Source organism: Bacillus sp. 01N42_2 (genome assembly GCF_056399565.1).
The window spans coordinates 242,907-258,495 of record NZ_JBFTRO010000002.1; the positions used below are offsets into that span (position 1 = coordinate 242,907).

Here is a 15,589-nt window from a genome sequence, read left to right on the forward strand (position 1 = left end):
CTAAGCATCACTTTATTTTGCATACTCTACGGCTCGAGTTTCTCTGATCACGGTCACTTTAATGTGGCCCGGATAATCAAGCTCGTCCTCAATTCGTTTACGGATATCACGCGCCAAACGATGGGCTTCTAAATCATTAATGGAGTCCGGTTTGACCATGATGCGAACTTCACGGCCTGCCTGAATCGCAAATGATTTTTCAACACCTTCGTAAGACTCGGAGATTTCTTCAAGCTTTTCAAGTCTGCGGATATAGTTTTCGAGCGTTTCACTTCTCGCACCCGGTCTTGCGGCTGACAGTGCATCAGCGGCAGCGACCAGAACGGCGATAATGGAAGTCGGCTCTTCGTCTCCGTGGTGTGACGCAATACTGTTAATGACGACTGGATGCTCTTTATATTTGGTCGCAAGCTCCACTCCGATTTCCACGTGGCTTCCTTCCACTTCATGGTCAATTGCTTTACCGATGTCATGCAGAAGACCGGCCCGCTTGGCAAGCTTTGCATCTTCTCCAAGTTCGGAAGCCATTAAACCGGCTAAAAACGCCACTTCCATGGAATGTTTCAGTACGTTTTGCCCGTAACTTGTACGGAATTTCAATCGGCCGAGAATCTTGATCAGGTCCGGATGAAGTCCGTGAACGCCGACTTCAAACGTCGTCTGTTCACCCATTTCCCGGATATAGTCATCAACCTCGCGGCGGGATTTTTCAACCATTTCTTCAATGCGCGCCGGGTGAATACGGCCATCCTGCACGAGTTTATCAAGAGCGATTCTTGCCGTCTCCCGTCTGATCGGATCAAATCCGGAAAGAATGACTGCTTCAGGGGTATCATCAATAATCAGGTCGATACCTGTAAGCGTTTCAAGCGTACGGATGTTACGCCCTTCACGGCCGATGATACGTCCTTTCATCTCATCATTCGGAAGATTGACGACCGATACCGTCGTTTCGGCAACATGATCTGCTGCACAGCGCTGCAAAGCAAGCGACAGAATGTTTTTCGCCTTTTTGTCCGCCTCTTCTTTCGCACGGTTTTCGGTTTCTTTTGTCATGATGGCGATATCATGTGAAAGCTCATTTTCAACCCGGTCAAGAATGATTTGTTTCGCTTCATCCCGTGTCAGGCTCGAAATGCGTTCGAGTTCTGACTGCTGCATACGAATCATCTCATCCACTTTGCTTTCCATCTCTTCAATATGTTGTTGTCGTTCATTCAGAGAATGATCTTTCTTCTCCAACATCGCTTCCCGTTTATCAATTCCTTCATGTTTACGGTCAAGATTTTCTTCTTTTTGAAGTAAACGGTTTTCTTGTTTTTGAAGCTCATTTCGTCTTTCACGAACTTCCTGTTCAGCATCTATTCGAAGTGTATGGATTTCGTCCTTTGCTTCAAGCAGAGCTTCTTTTTTCAGTGCTTCAGCATCACGCTTTGCATCTTCAAGGATTTGCTCGGCAGCACCGCGTGCGCCCGCAATCTTTGCTTCGGCAATGGTTTTACGAACATAGTAGCCAACAACTAAACCGAGCAGAGTCAGCAAAATGGAGATGAGAACCGTCATTAGGGTCATACTTTCACCTCCTCTTGCTATGAACTTGGTTGTTGCTTAAATAAGTGCCGGCATGTACATTGTCAGATTTTCTCAACATACAGAACCTTCACAGGGAATGAATCTCTCATGCCCTTGTCAAGTTTAAATGGTTTAACAATCATGTTAAAAAAACAAATGTTACAACTTCATTGTAATTGTGTCGGAAATACTTGTCAAGCTTGCCAGCTTAACGATTCGCCTTCGGCTCAGAATCTTCACCATGTATATATCATACCACACCTTTATCTGCTTTTCGCAAATGAAGGCTCGTTTAGTCCGGCTGGTTAAGCAATTGGTAAATTCTATTGTTTACCTGCCCTAATTTGGCGTTATTCTGAATATTTGACAGTAAAATGACATATTTGCCTGCCGAATGGCTGAAGCTGTTCAAAATGTTGTAACCGGGCATCACACCGTGATTGGAATAGCTTCCCGGATCAATGTAAAATCCCATACCGTAAGCGACACTGCTTCCGGCTGTGAACATTTTTGTAAAGCTTTGTTTTGAAAGGAGCGTGCCGTTGACGACCGCTTTATCAAATTTATAAAGATCTTCAGCACTCATATACATGTCGCCCGCCCCATACAGCTGCGATAAGTCCAAAATGTGAGGCGTTACAAGCTGTCCGCTTTCATCAACTTTGTAGCCGACGGCAGGATATTTGGCTTCAGCAAATGTTTTGTAAAATCCGGCATGTTTCATTCCGGCCGGTTTGAATACGTGGTCTTTTATATATTGTTCGTATGACTCCCCGCTGACCTGAGATACGATATAGGCGAGCACTGAATAATTGGAATCTCTATAATCCCAAACCCCAGGCTGCCGTTTAATTCCGCGGTATTCTATATCCTTAATTAAATCAATGGGAGAAATCGGTCCCTGACCCTCAATATGTCCGTTTATGCCGGACGTATGATTGAGCAGGTTTTTCAGTTTGATGCGCGTGCCGTTAGGAAAATTCGGCAAGTATGTACTGACGGGGTCACTCGTCTGAAGCAGCCCTTTTTCTTCAAGCTGCAGGACAGCCGTCGCAATTAACGCCTTTTGTGAAGAACCGATATAATATGATGTTTCCGGATTGTTTTTGATTTTTTGTTTTCGGTCCGCATAGCCAAAACCTTTTTTCAGCACAACTTTTCCATCTTTTACGACCATTGCTGTGCCGCTGAACCCGATCTGTTGCAAGTAATTGCTGATTCGTTTATTGTGATCGATTGATTTAGGTGTTTTCTCTTTTTGCGTCTTTTCTTTTTTTTGTTGAGTCTGGTCATTTGAAGAATCAGATTGAGCGGCGGGAGCACTTTTAACAGAATCCTTCTCCCGGTGATGCGCTGTGACGGTCCAGATCATAATAAAAACAGTGACAAGCAGCAGAAAAAGAAACAGCCCTCCCGTTTTCATCAATTTCTTCTTTCTTTTTTTGTTAATTCTTGTGCGGCGGGGGCTCGTCATCTTTTTTCCTCCTCAGATATAATTTCAACTTTCGCCATGATGTTAGACGAGTGAAGGGTGAAAAAAGTTGTAACATTTCAGATAAAATTTTCCGAAACAGCCAGTGTTTTTTTTAACACACAAAAAAAGAGCGGAAATTGCTTATTCCGCCCTTTTAATCGTGCTTTTATTCTTCAAATTCAAGCTCTTCCTGAGTTTCTTCCGATTTTTCCGTAACACCGTTATTGTCCAAACCGTAATGTTCACGGATTTGTTCTTGAATCATCAGCATGATGTCTTTATTTTCTTTTAAGAACTGCTTGGCATTTTCACGGCCCTGTCCGAGGCGTTCTTCTTCATATGAATACCACGAGCCGCTTTTTTGCACGATATCAAGTTCAGTTCCAAGGTCGATGATTTCCCCTTCTTTGGAGATTCCTTCACCGTACATGATGTCCACTTCAGCCGTACGGAACGGAGGAGCGACTTTGTTTTTTACGACTTTAATTCTCGTTTTATTCCCCATCACGTCGTTGCCCTGCTTTAATTGCTCGGCACGGCGCACTTCAAGACGCACGGAAGAATAGAATTTCAGCGCGCGTCCGCCCGGTGTCGTCTCCGGATTTCCGAACATAACGCCGACTTTTTCACGAATCTGGTTAATAAAGATTGCGATTGTTTTAGATTTATTGATGGCCCCGGAAAGCTTACGGAGCGCCTGAGACATGAGACGCGCCTGTAAACCGACGTGTGAGTCACCCATGTCACCTTCAATTTCAGCTTTTGGAACAAGCGCCGCAACAGAGTCAATGACTACGATATCAACAGCTCCGCTTCGCACCAGCGCTTCAGCAATCTCCAGCGCCTGCTCTCCCGTATCCGGCTGAGACAGAAGCAGCTCTTCGATATTGACACCGAGCTTTTGCGCATAAACAGGATCAAGGGCATGCTCAGCATCAATAAATGCTGCCTGTCCGCCTTTTTCCTGAACCTCAGCGATTGCGTGAAGCGCTACGGTCGTTTTACCTGAGCTTTCAGGTCCGTACACTTCAATAATCCGTCCGCGCGGGTATCCGCCTATTCCGAGAGCGGTATCAAGTGCAAGGGAGCCGCTCGGCACCGTTGAAATTCTTGTATCCGTTTTTTCCCCGAGCTTCATGATGGAACCTTTGCCGAATTGTTTTTCTATTTGCTTAAGAGCCATATCTAAGGCTGCCTGACGATCACTCATTTATTTTTTTCCTCCTTTATCTTGCCACTACATATACTATACCTTGTTTACTGACATTTGCCAAGAAAAAAGCGAACGCATATTCGGATTTTTTCCGCGTTCGCTTTTCTTCAAAAGAACATAATTCCCTTCGTAAAAATTAAAAATCAGAGAAAACGCCCTTTTAAAACTTTATTTTTGATCCAGCATTTTTAAAATGAGATGGCAGCCGTATTTAGCGGCACGCTTTCTGATGCCGGTTCTTGATCCGGCAAAGTTAAATTCATGCACCTCTTCTTTTCCTTCCGCGGAAATGCCGATAAAGACGCGGCCCGGGGCATGCCCTTCCTGCGAATCCGGACCCGCAACTCCTGTAAAGCTGATACCGATATCGCTTCCGGTCAGCTTTCTGACACCGGCGGCAAGCTCGCGCGCGCACTCTTTGCTGACCGCTCCGCTATCTGTGAGTGTCTCGGCTTTCACACCGAGCACATGCTGTTTCACGCTGTCGGAATAACAGACCACGCCCCCTGCAAAAAGTTGAGACGCGCCGCTTAAATCAGTCACCCACTCTGAAAACAGTCCGCCTGTAAAGCTTTCGGCAGAGGAGATCGTGATTCCGTTCTGTCTGCATGCTTTTGAAAGCTCCTTCACCAGGGACGTATCATCATATCCGTAGAAAAATTCACCGACACGCTCTAAAATGGCGGCTTCCGTTTCTTTTAAAAGCCGTTCTGTTTCTTTTTCATCGGCATGTTTCGCCGTTAAACGAAGCGTGACCTCGCCGTCAGCAGCAAGCGGCGCAATCGTCGGATTCGTCTGCGCGTCAATGATATCTTCTAAATCAGCTTCAAGCTGAGATTCACCGATTCCGAAAAACCGCAGCACGGTTGAAACGATTTTCTCATTTGAACCGAGCTTTTTAAGAAGCAGCGGCTTCGCTTCATTTTCAAACATCGGACGCAGCTCGCTCGGCGGTCCGGGAAGCAGCATATAAAGCCTTGATCCGTGCTCTGCAAGCATTCCCGGCGCCATGCCGAAATGATTCGCCAAAACGTCCGAGCCCTCAATAACGAGCGCCTGTTTGCGGTTATTCGGCGACATGGTCCGTTTTGTTTTCGCAAAATACTCTTCAATCGACCGGAACGCTTCGTCATTCAGAACGAGCGGGCGTCCCAATGTGTTTGCAATGGTTTCTTTTGTTAAATCGTCCTTGGTCGGTCCGAGGCCGCCTGAAAAAATAATCAGGTCCGAGCGCTCTTCGGCAATGCGGATGACTTGCTTAAGCCGCTCCGGATTGTCACCGACAGCGGTGTGGTAAAACACGTTTACGCCGATTTCCGCCAGCTCTTTACTGATAAACTGAGCGTTCGTATTGGCGATCTGGCCGAGCAGAAGCTCTGAGCCGACTGCAATGATTTCCGCTTTTTTTGCTAATTCCATGTTCAAGTCCTTCTTTCTTAGTTAGATGTTTTTAACGCATCCCAGTTCTTCGCAAAATAATCCCAGCCGGAAATGACTGTGAAGAGCACAGCCACCCATAAAGCGATATCGCCGAACGGGAAAGAAACGAGCTCAAACGGGAGATTATGAAGTAAAAGCGCTGCAACAGCGATGATCTGAGCCCATGTTTTAATTTTCCCCAGCATATTGGCGGCTACGACTTCCCCCGTTCCCGCCAGCACAAGTCTTAGTCCCGTTACGGCAAATTCGCGGCTGATGATGACGATGACCATCCACGCCGGCGCAAGGTCAAACTGTACAAGCGTAATTAATGCCGCAGACACAAGCAGCTTGTCAGCCAGCGGATCTAAAAATTTCCCGAAGTTTGTCACGAGGTTCAGCTTTCTGGCATAGTAGCCATCCACCCAGTCAGTCGTTGATGCGATAATGAATAAAACAGCTCCCGTAAGATGTGCGACCGGAATCGATTCATCCCCTATATGAAGGCTGCCCCACTGAAAAGGAACAAGCATGATAATCATAAATACAGGAATTAAAGCGATTCTTGCCAGTGTGATTTTATTCGGTAAGTTAAACATAAAGCCCCTCCAATAATATGTACTCGGACGTGAAGAAAAAGTCATCTTAATCGTTCAGATGACTTTTTCCCCTTTTATTTTTTCATCTTGATTGTTATGGTCTGCGCCATCACATCATGCGGATTGAGTTCATAGGACAGAACCTCTCCGTTGATTTTAATTTTCAGGTTAGGGGCATAGCCCGTGCGTATTTCAATCTGCTTTTGATCTGTGATGTCTTTTTTGTAGGTTTCGCCTTTTTGCAGCGTTCCTTCTTTTAATGAACCGCCGCTGTCATCACGGACGCGGATCCAAGCGTTGTCGGAAGCAATCAGTTCAAGCTTGTACTTATCAGCTCCGGAAACATTGTATGAAGAAGCGGAGCCTTCTGTTCCGGCCGCTTTGATCTCTGTCTTTTCACTGCTCTTTTCTTTCTTTTTCTGCTCTGGCGCTTTTTTGTCTTTTTTGCTGTCAGTCTGCGCTCCGTCATTTGTATTGCCGTCGTTTTTCAGCGCAGAATCCTTAGGAATCTCATACTTGCTCTCACTTTGGGTGACGGCCTTATTGCTGTCAGTCTGCCCGGACTTGCTTATTCCAAACTGAATAATCGCATACAGGATCGCAATGACGATAATCACACCGATGACAATAAGAACGGTCGGAAGCCATTCCGCCGCCTTTGAGGACTTAGGCAGCTCCCTTTGCATGGCGAGACCGGAGATTTTCTCCGACACATCGTCATGATACGTGTTCGGGATGTCTTTTTTATATTCTTCAAATAATTGGTCTGAATCAAGCCCGACAGCTTCTGCGTATTGCTTGATAAACGCCCGCACATAAAAATTGCCGGGAATGACATCATAGGAGCCTTCTTCCAGAGCGGTTAAGTATCTTTTCTGAATTTTCGTCGCCGCCTGGAGTTCATCCAATGACATCCCTTTTTCCTCTCTGGCTTCTTTAAGCCGGATTGCTAATTCTGTCACAACAAACACCTTCCAATATTAAAAATCAAAGCTTGAAAAACCGGTCTGATCAAATATTTGCGGTTCTTCTGCATGTTCATATGTAATGACTTCGTCAGGATCATTTCTGAGTTCGATAATATAATCGAAATCATCGAGCGTATACTCCGAATTTTGAACAAAAATATCCGGGTGCTCCACGACCTTTGTCGCCGGGAGCCTCATAATTTCACTGACGAGCTGAAGATGGCGCTCAGAGCCCCGTCTTGTCGAAACGATGCCATCAAGGATAAACACGTTTTCCGTGCTGTATTCATCGGCAACCAGCTGGCTGCGGATTGTTTGTTTTAACAGCGTTGAAGATACGAAAAGCCACCTTTTGCTGGCACAGACGCTTGAGGCAACGATGGACTCCGTTTTTCCGACCCGCGGCATTCCCCGGATTCCGATCAGTTTGTGCCCTTCTTTTTTAAACAGCTCAGCCATAAAGTCAACCAAAAGGCCAAGCTCGTCCCTTTCAAAGCGGAAGGTTTTTTTATCATCGGCATCACGCTGAATGTATCTTCCGTGACGGACTGCGAGACGGTCGCGAAGCCTCGGTTCTCTCAGCTTCGTTACTTTAATGGTCTCCATTGTTTTTAAAATTGATTCCAATCGTTTAATTTGATCTATATGCCGGCATCTGAGCAGCATTCCCCTTCTGGAAAGGTCGACACCGTTAATTGTGACAATATTAATTGACAGCATCCCGAGAAGAGATGAAATATCCCCGAGCAGGCCGGGGCGGTTCACTTGAATTTCATATTCAAAATACCATTCGAGCTTTGCCAAATGATATACCCCCTCCATTGTGGCAAATTTTTACCTTCCTTTATCATAAAACATTTTTCTCTAATTAGAAAGAAGAATGTTGCTCTATAGAGGAAAACATAAAAAAAGAGAGGAGAAATCCTCCCCTCTTAATGAGTGCTGTTATTTTCAACAAGCTTCACCATCATATTTGCAATGGCGCGCTGTTCATCTTCAGAAGCAACGCTCCAAAGATCAGCAAGCACTTTTTCCTGATGGTTTTTCGAGTCGACTTCGTTCGCAAGGTAACCGCCGATTTCTGTAGCGAGGTCAGTGATCGTTTCATCACTCATCCCTTTTTCCTGTGCATAGTTCAATCTGTCACCAAGGAAATTCTTCCAATTATCCCAGTTTTCTAATACTGACATGTTGGCTTCCTCCATTTCATCTGTTGTTACAAAATTATTTTGTCCGTGCAGATGCAAACTATACACACATTTTTTTCAGCAGTGCCAGCCGCCGTTTACCGATAATATATGTCCGGTAATATAGGAAGCCTTCTCCGATAATAAAAACGCTGCCGCTTCGGCGATTTCCTCGGGATTTGCCAGCCGGCCCGCGGGTATTTCCTCTGCCAATGCTTCTTTTTCATCAGACGTAAACTGATCAAGCATATTCGTATCAACGGCGCCCGGTGAGACTGCGTTCACGCGGACGCCGCTCGGAGCGAGCTCTTTGGCAAGCGCTTTGACGAACGAATGCTGCGCTCCTTTGACCATGCTGTATAACACTTCGCACGATGCGCCTGTTTCTCCCCATACGGAACCGATCGCGACGATGCCACCGCTTTTTTTCCGGATCATGCCGGGCACCAGATTACGCGCCAACAAAAACGGGCTCGTCACATGCAGCTGCACCATCTCCCGGGCCGTGTCATCCGTCACGTCCGTAATCAGGCCGAAATGACTTTTGCCGCTGTTTAATATCAGAGCGTCCACAGGCTGTTTAACGGAGCGGCTGAGTGTCTCCGCGCCTTCCGGTGAGGACAGATCCGCCTGAATAACGGAAGCTTTTACACCGAATGATGCGCTCAACCTTTCCGCAAGCCTGTGTGCGGCTTCTTTATTAGAATGATAATGCAAAAGCACGTCATATCCGTTTTTTGCGAGGACTTCACTTATACTTTGTCCGATTCCGCCGCTTGCTCCGGTGACGAGCGCTGTCTGTTTCATCAATCAACATTCCTTCTTTCCCCAGAAAAACATCCCTCAGGGCGTGAGGGATGTTTTTTTATGATTTTGGCACGACTTTGCAGACTGTCAGCCTGTCTTCTGACACTTCTTCTTTAATGACCCGCTCTACGTCTTCCAGGGTAATCTGCTCCAGTACGGTTACAACATCAAACAGACTCATATCTAAAAAGGCGTAGCGCGTGAATTGGTTGGCGATATATTCAGGCGAATTGAGCGCTTTTAAAAATGACCCGATTTTCTTTTTTCTCGCCAGGTCAAGTTTTTCCGCAGTCACGGCTGATCCCGCATCAAGCAGCATCTGTTTTAATTCGTCAGCAAGCTTATCCGGCTCCGGTGTATCTCCTCCGACAGAGGCAAAACCGAATCCGTATTCAGCCGTATAATCAAAGCTGAAGGTTTCATCAATGTAGCCTTTGTCGTACAAGTCGCCGTAATGCGGTGAGCTTTTTCCGAAGAGACATTCAAGCATGAGGTTCATGCTGAGCTCGTGCTTCAACAGCTCCCGCCCCGTTTTATAAGGGTTTTTCGCCTTTAAGCCGACAAGACATTTTGAGCCTTGGACGTTCATTTTTAATTCCTGCTCCCGGCGGAAAACCGCTTCCTGCTCCTGAACTTCTTCACGTTTGATTTCAGGCTGATCTGTAAACGGCTTTTTCTCCTGGTTTTTCCGCACCTGGCTGATGATCGCTTCAGGATCAACGGGACCGACGATAAAGAGCAGCATATTGCTCGGGTGATAAAATGTTTCATAGCACTCATACAGCAGATCTTTCGTAATATGTGAGATGCTTTCTACCGTTCCGGCAATGTCAATTTTCACGGGGTGGTCTTTATACATATTTTCGATAAGACCGAAAAACAGCCGCCAATCCGGATTATCATCATACATGTTAATTTCTTGGCCGATGATGCCTTTTTCTTTTTCCACTGATTTTTCCGTGAAATACGGATCTTGAACAAAATCCACGAGTGTTTCCAGGTTTTTCTCTACATTTGAAGTGCTGGAGAACAGATAAGCGGTTCGTGTAAATGAAGTAAAGGCATTTGCCGATGCCCCCTGCTTACTGAAATCCTGAAACACGTCGCCGTCCGCTTTTTCAAACAGTTTATGCTCAAGAAAATGCGCGATTCCGTCAGGGACGTGAACCATTTCTTCCTTATTTAAAGGAACGAACTGATTGTCAATGGAACCATACTTTGTCGTAAACACGGCGTATGTTTTATTAAAGCCCTGTTTCGGCAGCACATAGACATCAAGGCCGTTTGCCATTTTTTCATGATACAGCGTTTCTTGCAGCTGTTCGTAGTTTATCGGTTTAGTCAAGATGCTCCCCCCGTCCCTTTTAAGAAATAAGTCGTATCCAGCTTGATGTTCTTTCCGACATTGATAATGTCCTCTTTCGTCACTTTCTCGATATTGTCAAGGAAAGTTTCGATCGGTATCTCCACTTGGGCTGAAGCCTGCTGATACAGAAATTCCGCTAAGCCGTATGCCGTATCAATCGTTTCTAACACTTGGTTTTTAATAACGGCTTTCGTTTGGGCGATATCGTCCTCTGAAAAATCACCGTTTTGCATAGCCTGAAATTGTTCTTCAATAATGGTGACGGCCTGCTTATAATTTTTCACTTCAATGCCTGACATGACCATCAGGAGCCCTTTGAAGCTTTCCACCCTTGAGGCTGCATAATAGGCGAGGCTCGCTTTTTCACGGACATTTATAAACAGCTTTGAATGAGAAAAACCTCCGAACAGCCCGTTAAACACTTGCAATGCCGGATAGTCCGGATCTGTGTATGTCGTATTGGTCCGGAATCCGATATTCAGTTTGCCTTGTTTGACGTCCTCTTCATCAATGACTTCCTTCGGGTCAGGCTGTTCATTCGCCGTGCTTCTTTCTAAAGGCTGCTGCGCCCGTTCGGCCGTTTTAAAATACGTATCAACAGCCGTTTTCACTTGATCTGTGTCAACATCACCGATGACATACAGGTCCAGCTGATCTTCGCGTATGGCTTTTTGATAGGCTTCATACAGATCTTGCGGCATAATATGTTCGACATCATCGATCTCACCGTTGACGTGAAGGGCATACGGTTCGCTTTTGCACATTTCCTGAACGAGACGGAGATTAGAATATCTCATTTTATCGTCATATACGGCTTGAATCCGCTGTTTCAGCGTCCGTTTTTCCTGCGTGACATAAAGGGGCAGGAAGGCGCCGTTTTCCAAAGCAGGCGAAAAGACAAGCTCTGATAAAAGCTGAAGCCCTTTTTCCAATAATGGTGTGCGGTCCTTCAGATATTTTTCATTGGGAATCTCAAGCCGGAACGTAATAACATGACGTTCTCCCTTTTTTGTCAGATCAGCGGAAACGGATGTCCCGTACAGCTCATCGAAATAAGAACGCAAATCAGCGGTTTTCGGCCGGCTTTCTGTACCGCGGAGAAGCACATGAGGAAACAACGCCCTTTTTGTTACGAGCTCTTTTGTTAAAGGAGCCAGCATTTTAAACGTCAGTGAAACGGTTTTAAATTTCTCAGTCTTTACGATGTGGGCGGTGATTCCGCCGTGCTTTGACTTCATTTCATTTACGTAAGTCATGTGAAACCTCCTTCGTTCATTCTTTAATAGTATGTATTATGACCAAAATTCAGCATTCGCAAAAAAGAGTGCGCAGATGTAATTATATCAACTGGAGGATTTATAAGGAAACAAAAAACCTCTGCCAGAAAACAGGCAGAGGCATTGTACGTTATTTTTTCAAATTGAAAGGCCACCAGTTGGCTCTTCCGAATATTTTCACCATGACCGGTACAAAAAACGGAAGGACAACAATTGCATACATGAGGAGGCCGGTTAATACCACGGTTGCAATTTCCAAAAGGGAAAGAACGCCTGACGGCAGCATGGCCGCAAAGGTTCCCGCTAAAATAATTGCCGCCGAAATGATGACCGATCCCATATTTTTCATACTGCTGATCATCGCGGCTTCCGTTCCTTCTTTTTTCAGCTCATTAAAGCGGTCCATTAAAAAGATGGAATAATCCACACCAAGAGCCATCAGAATGACAAAGCCGAAAAACGGCACGGCCCAGTTTACGCCCGGATACCCGAAGAAGTGTGTAAAGATGTATTCCGTCACCCCGATGGATGCGAAATACGTCAGGACGAGCGAAGCCACTAAATAAACCGGCATAATGAGGGAGCGCAGCATCACGATGAGAATCAGAAAAATGCCCGCCAGCATAAACATTGCCGTCCGTTTGAAATCTGAATCCGATACTTCTTTTAAATCGGCATTCATGCTGGAAACCCCGGAGACGCCGAAAGAGGCATTTTTCAGATCCGTGTTCGGAATGATCCTTTTAACGCTCGCTTTGATCGCTTCAATATCTTGAATAGCCGTATTTGAATAAGGGTTGTTATCAAGAACAACTGTTAATTCTGTCGTTTTTCTGTCATCAGACATGTACGTATTAAACACGCTTGTGAAATCGCTGTTTTCCAAGGCGTCTTTCGGCACAAACCAGCCGGCCATTTCTTTGTCTGACGCCTTATGAAGCTCACCCAGATAATCATTCGCCCCCATCATGCCGCTTGACACTTTCTTAAGCCCTTTTACACTATCGTTAAGGCCGGAAGAAAGATCGCTGAGCTGGGAAGAAAAATCACCGAGACCGCTCTGCATTTTTTTCTGACCTTCCGCGAGCTGCCCTGCCGCCGATTCAAGGCGCGGCATTTGTCCGGCGAGAGCCCCCTGGCCGTCTGACACTTGCTGAAGGCCGTTTTCAATTTGGGTCAGGCCGTTAATCATAGTGTTAATTTGGGTGTCAATCTTTTTCTGGGCGGCTGACAGTCGGGAAAATTGTTTTTCCGCTTGCTGCAGATGATCCTTTTGACTGTCAACCTCTTTAGAAAACGCTTCGGCGTCTCTATTTGCTTTGGAAACGGCTGACTGTACATCTGTAAAAGCAGATTTGATCACTTGATAGGACGGATCAGCTTTCACTGCCGGTATCGATGCTTCCAGTTTTGCAAACGGCAGCCGGTTAAGCTGTTTGTTCAAATCAGCAAGCTGCCTGCTCGCTTCATTTTTCATCGGCAGAACGGTTTTGACCAGCTTTAAAGCGTTTTGCGTTTCTGAAGCGAGACCGCTGTTTTGGCTGAGCTGCATAGAGAGCATTTGTTTCTGTTCTTCAATCTGCTTTCTCATTTGAGCGACGCCGGCTTTATTCTTATTGACGCCCGCCTGCAGTTTATTCAGGTTTTCTCCTATATCAGAAAGCCCGGATTTCAGAGACAGTGTTCCGTCAATAAGCTGATTGACGCTTTTTCCCGACTCTTCAATTTGCGGCTGTGAATCAGCTAACGACTTTGCGGCATGCCCTAAACCGTCCGTTATTTTTTCAAGTCCTGTATTGCCTTTATCAAGCCCTTCTTGAAGCTGTTTTGCCTGATTTGTGACAAATAATTGATTCAATCCGTTTCCCGCAGGGCGCGTGGCGCTTCTGACCGTTTTCACACCTTCTGTCTTTTCAAGTTCTCTGCTGATTTTTTCGATATCAATCAGGTGTTTTTCGGTATTTAATTTGTCGTCATTTTTGATGACAACTGTCGCCGGAAGAAGTTCTCCGGGGCCGAATGCGTCTGAAATCGTATTAAACGCGCGAACGGATTCATATTTATCCCCGATTTCGTCAAGGCTGTTGTAAGATAGAGCGCCTTTGTAAAGAAGGATAGGCGGGACGGTAAATACCGCCACGATTGCAAGACTGATGAGCGGCCTTTTAAATGAAAACCGCCCTGCCGTTTCCCATGCTTTGCTTTGCGGATGGGAAATATCGCCCTTAACAGGCCAAAACAGTCTTTTTCCTAAAACAGCCATAAAAAACGGCACGATCGTCATGAGTGCAAGCAGCAGCACTGCGACGCCGACCGCAACGGCGGCTGCCGACTGATACAGTTTAAATGTCGCAAATCCGATGCAGGCAAATCCGATCAATACCGCTCCGCCGCTGTATAAAACCGTCTTTCCGGCCGTTTTATAGGTCACGACGATCGCTTCTTTTATATCAGCGCCGTGAGACAGTTCTTCTTTAAAGCGGCTGAGAAGCAGGATGCAATAGTCTGTGCCGATTCCGAACATAATCGCAACCATAAAAATCTGCGTAAAGGTTGAGAGCGGGAAATCCAGCTGATCGACTAAAAATGCGACAATGGACTGGCTGACTAAATAAGAAATTAATACAGATAAAAGCGGCACAAACGGAGCAACCACTGACCGGAATACAAGAATCAGCACGATCAGGATAAAAGCAACCGTTATATATTCAGTCTTTTTTAAGCCGTCCTGCGAGCTTTTCAACACATCTTCGTCAATCAGCGACTGGCCTGTGATGCCGTATGATACGCCGTACGGTTTCAGTTCTTTATCAATTTTGTTTTTTATTTTGAGGATGTCATTTTTCGATGTATCAAGCTGCAGCTGAACGAGCATCGTTTGTCTGTCTTTTGACAGAAGTTGTTTTTTGACGTCTTCATTTTTTTCCCCGAAATATGAGGTCACCGTTTTAATATGAAGCGCTTTTTTATGTTCAGATAAGGTGTCCACAGCCTCCTGCAAACGAGCTTTTTTGTCTGTCATTAAGCCTTTCTCGTGAAATACGATGACGGCTGAAGAAGACGGTGCGTCTGAATCAGACATTTCATCAAGCAGTTTATGGGCGTAAGAAGAGGAATATCCGTCCGGTACGGAAATCTGGCCTTTCTCCCGTGTCAATTCAGCCATATCAGGCGCTGTAAGCATAAACATCACCGTTGCGGCGATCCATGCCGCGGCGATAATCCAGCGGGCTTGGATAATCTTTTTCATTATGTCTGCCGATCCTCCTCTGTCATCATCAGTCGATATAATTTTTCGTATATATTAACGAACATTTCCGCCTCGTCTTCATCAAAATGCATAATGTATGAACGAACGAGATCCTCAATCCGCCGCTCCACTCGGTGAAATACTTCCGTCCCCTTTTCCGTGACGTTTAACAGAATGCTCCGGCGGTCGCTTTGGCTCCGTTCTCTTTTGATGTATCCTTTTTCATACAGGCGGTTCGTCATGGATGTAATGGCGCTTTTGTTGACGTGGCATACCGCTGCCAGTTCAATTGATTTGCAATCGGGATTGAGCATAATATAGCGGAGTATGTAATATTGATCCAATGTCAGCTCTTTGTTCACTTTTTCGGCGATAATGCTGTCAATTTTTTTTAAGACGTGCAGGTATACATCGGAATAACGCTGAATGAGCTGTTTTACTTTTTCTTCATGCACAT

At 45.6% G+C, this 15,589-nt stretch carries 13 protein-coding genes; all 13 read right to left on the reverse strand.

Going from position 1 to position 15,589, the window contains the following annotated elements; all coding sequences use genetic code 11:
• Window positions 1-12 precede the first annotated feature (12 nt).
• Window positions 13-1,572, reverse strand: coding sequence for a ribonuclease Y (gene rny, locus AC1DN5_RS04900; RefSeq protein WP_016936061.1), 1,560 nt, complete (start codon window positions 1,570-1,572; stop codon window positions 13-15).
• 292 nt (window positions 1,573-1,864) lie between these two features.
• Entirely contained in the window at window positions 1,865-3,046 is a 1,182-nt protein-coding gene (locus AC1DN5_RS04905; RefSeq protein ID WP_441397034.1) for a serine hydrolase domain-containing protein, read from the reverse strand.
• 166 nt (window positions 3,047-3,212) lie between these two features.
• Entirely contained in the window at window positions 3,213-4,256 is a 1,044-nt protein-coding gene (gene recA / locus AC1DN5_RS04910) for a recombinase RecA (protein WP_016936063.1), read from the reverse strand.
• 171 nt (window positions 4,257-4,427) lie between these two features.
• Window positions 4,428-5,678, reverse strand: coding sequence for a competence/damage-inducible protein A (locus tag AC1DN5_RS04915; protein ID WP_366969378.1), 1,251 nt, complete (start codon window positions 5,676-5,678; stop codon window positions 4,428-4,430).
• A 17-nt stretch (window positions 5,679-5,695) separates the two neighbouring features.
• Window positions 5,696-6,277 (reverse strand): CDP-diacylglycerol--glycerol-3-phosphate 3-phosphatidyltransferase, encoded by a 582-nt coding sequence (gene pgsA, locus AC1DN5_RS04920; RefSeq protein WP_016936065.1) that lies wholly within the window; start codon window positions 6,275-6,277, stop codon window positions 5,696-5,698.
• A 74-nt stretch (window positions 6,278-6,351) separates the two neighbouring features.
• Window positions 6,352-7,239: a helix-turn-helix domain-containing protein gene (locus AC1DN5_RS04925; RefSeq protein ID WP_047474929.1), complete on the reverse strand. Its 888-nt coding sequence runs from the start codon at window positions 7,237-7,239 to the stop codon at window positions 6,352-6,354.
• An 18-nt stretch (window positions 7,240-7,257) separates the two neighbouring features.
• The gene (locus AC1DN5_RS04930; RefSeq protein ID WP_007409819.1) at window positions 7,258-8,049 is read right to left on the reverse strand and encodes a DUF3388 domain-containing protein; all 792 of its coding nucleotides are present in this window, start codon (window positions 8,047-8,049) and stop codon (window positions 7,258-7,260) included.
• A gap of 128 nt (window positions 8,050-8,177) precedes the next feature.
• Entirely contained in the window at window positions 8,178-8,435 is a 258-nt protein-coding gene (locus tag AC1DN5_RS04935; RefSeq protein ID WP_003154150.1) for a DUF3243 domain-containing protein, read from the reverse strand.
• A gap of 75 nt (window positions 8,436-8,510) precedes the next feature.
• Window positions 8,511-9,239: an elongation factor P 5-aminopentanone reductase gene (ymfI, locus tag AC1DN5_RS04940; protein ID WP_095240826.1), complete on the reverse strand. Its 729-nt coding sequence runs from the start codon at window positions 9,237-9,239 to the stop codon at window positions 8,511-8,513.
• A gap of 58 nt (window positions 9,240-9,297) precedes the next feature.
• Window positions 9,298-10,584, reverse strand: coding sequence for an EF-P 5-aminopentanol modification-associated protein YfmH (gene yfmH / locus AC1DN5_RS04945; protein ID WP_016936068.1), 1,287 nt, complete (start codon window positions 10,582-10,584; stop codon window positions 9,298-9,300).
• A complete protein-coding gene (gene yfmF / locus AC1DN5_RS04950) occupies window positions 10,581-11,861 on the reverse strand; it encodes an EF-P 5-aminopentanol modification-associated protein YfmF (RefSeq protein ID WP_366969379.1) in 1,281 nt (426 codons plus the stop codon). Before yfmF ends, yfmH begins: the two co-directional genes overlap by 4 nt.
• 151 nt (window positions 11,862-12,012) lie before the next feature.
• Window positions 12,013-15,132, reverse strand: coding sequence for an MMPL family transporter (locus AC1DN5_RS04955; RefSeq protein ID WP_366969380.1), 3,120 nt, complete (start codon window positions 15,130-15,132; stop codon window positions 12,013-12,015).
• The gene (locus tag AC1DN5_RS04960) at window positions 15,132-15,587 is read right to left on the reverse strand and encodes a MarR family winged helix-turn-helix transcriptional regulator (protein WP_366969381.1); all 456 of its coding nucleotides are present in this window, start codon (window positions 15,585-15,587) and stop codon (window positions 15,132-15,134) included. The genes AC1DN5_RS04955 and AC1DN5_RS04960 overlap by 1 nt, the downstream gene beginning before the upstream one ends.
• Window positions 15,588-15,589 lie beyond the last annotated feature (2 nt).

Bases quoted from the DNA above. Each gene is read 5' to 3' on its own strand.
- rny (WP_016936061.1), bottom strand. From the start codon at position 1,572: ATGACCCTAATGACGGTTCTCATCTCCATTTTGCTGACTCTGCTCGGT.
- AC1DN5_RS04905 (WP_441397034.1), bottom strand. From the start codon at position 3,046: ATGACGAGCCCCCGCCGCACAAGAATTAACAAAAAAAGAAAGAAGAAA.
- recA (WP_016936063.1), bottom strand. From the start codon at position 4,256: ATGAGTGATCGTCAGGCAGCCTTAGATATGGCTCTTAAGCAAATAGAA.
- AC1DN5_RS04915 (WP_366969378.1), bottom strand. From the start codon at position 5,678: ATGGAATTAGCAAAAAAAGCGGAAATCATTGCAGTCGGCTCAGAGCTT.
- pgsA (WP_016936065.1), bottom strand. From the start codon at position 6,277: ATGTTTAACTTACCGAATAAAATCACACTGGCAAGAATCGCTTTAATT.
- AC1DN5_RS04935 (WP_003154150.1), bottom strand. From the start codon at position 8,435: ATGTCAGTATTAGAAAACTGGGATAATTGGAAGAATTTCCTTGGTGAC.
- ymfI (WP_095240826.1), bottom strand. From the start codon at position 9,239: ATGAAACAGACAGCGCTCGTCACCGGAGCAAGCGGCGGAATCGGACAA.
- yfmF (WP_366969379.1), bottom strand. From the start codon at position 11,861: ATGACTTACGTAAATGAAATGAAGTCAAAGCACGGCGGAATCACCGCC.
- AC1DN5_RS04955 (WP_366969380.1), bottom strand. From the start codon at position 15,132: ATGAAAAAGATTATCCAAGCCCGCTGGATTATCGCCGCGGCATGGATC.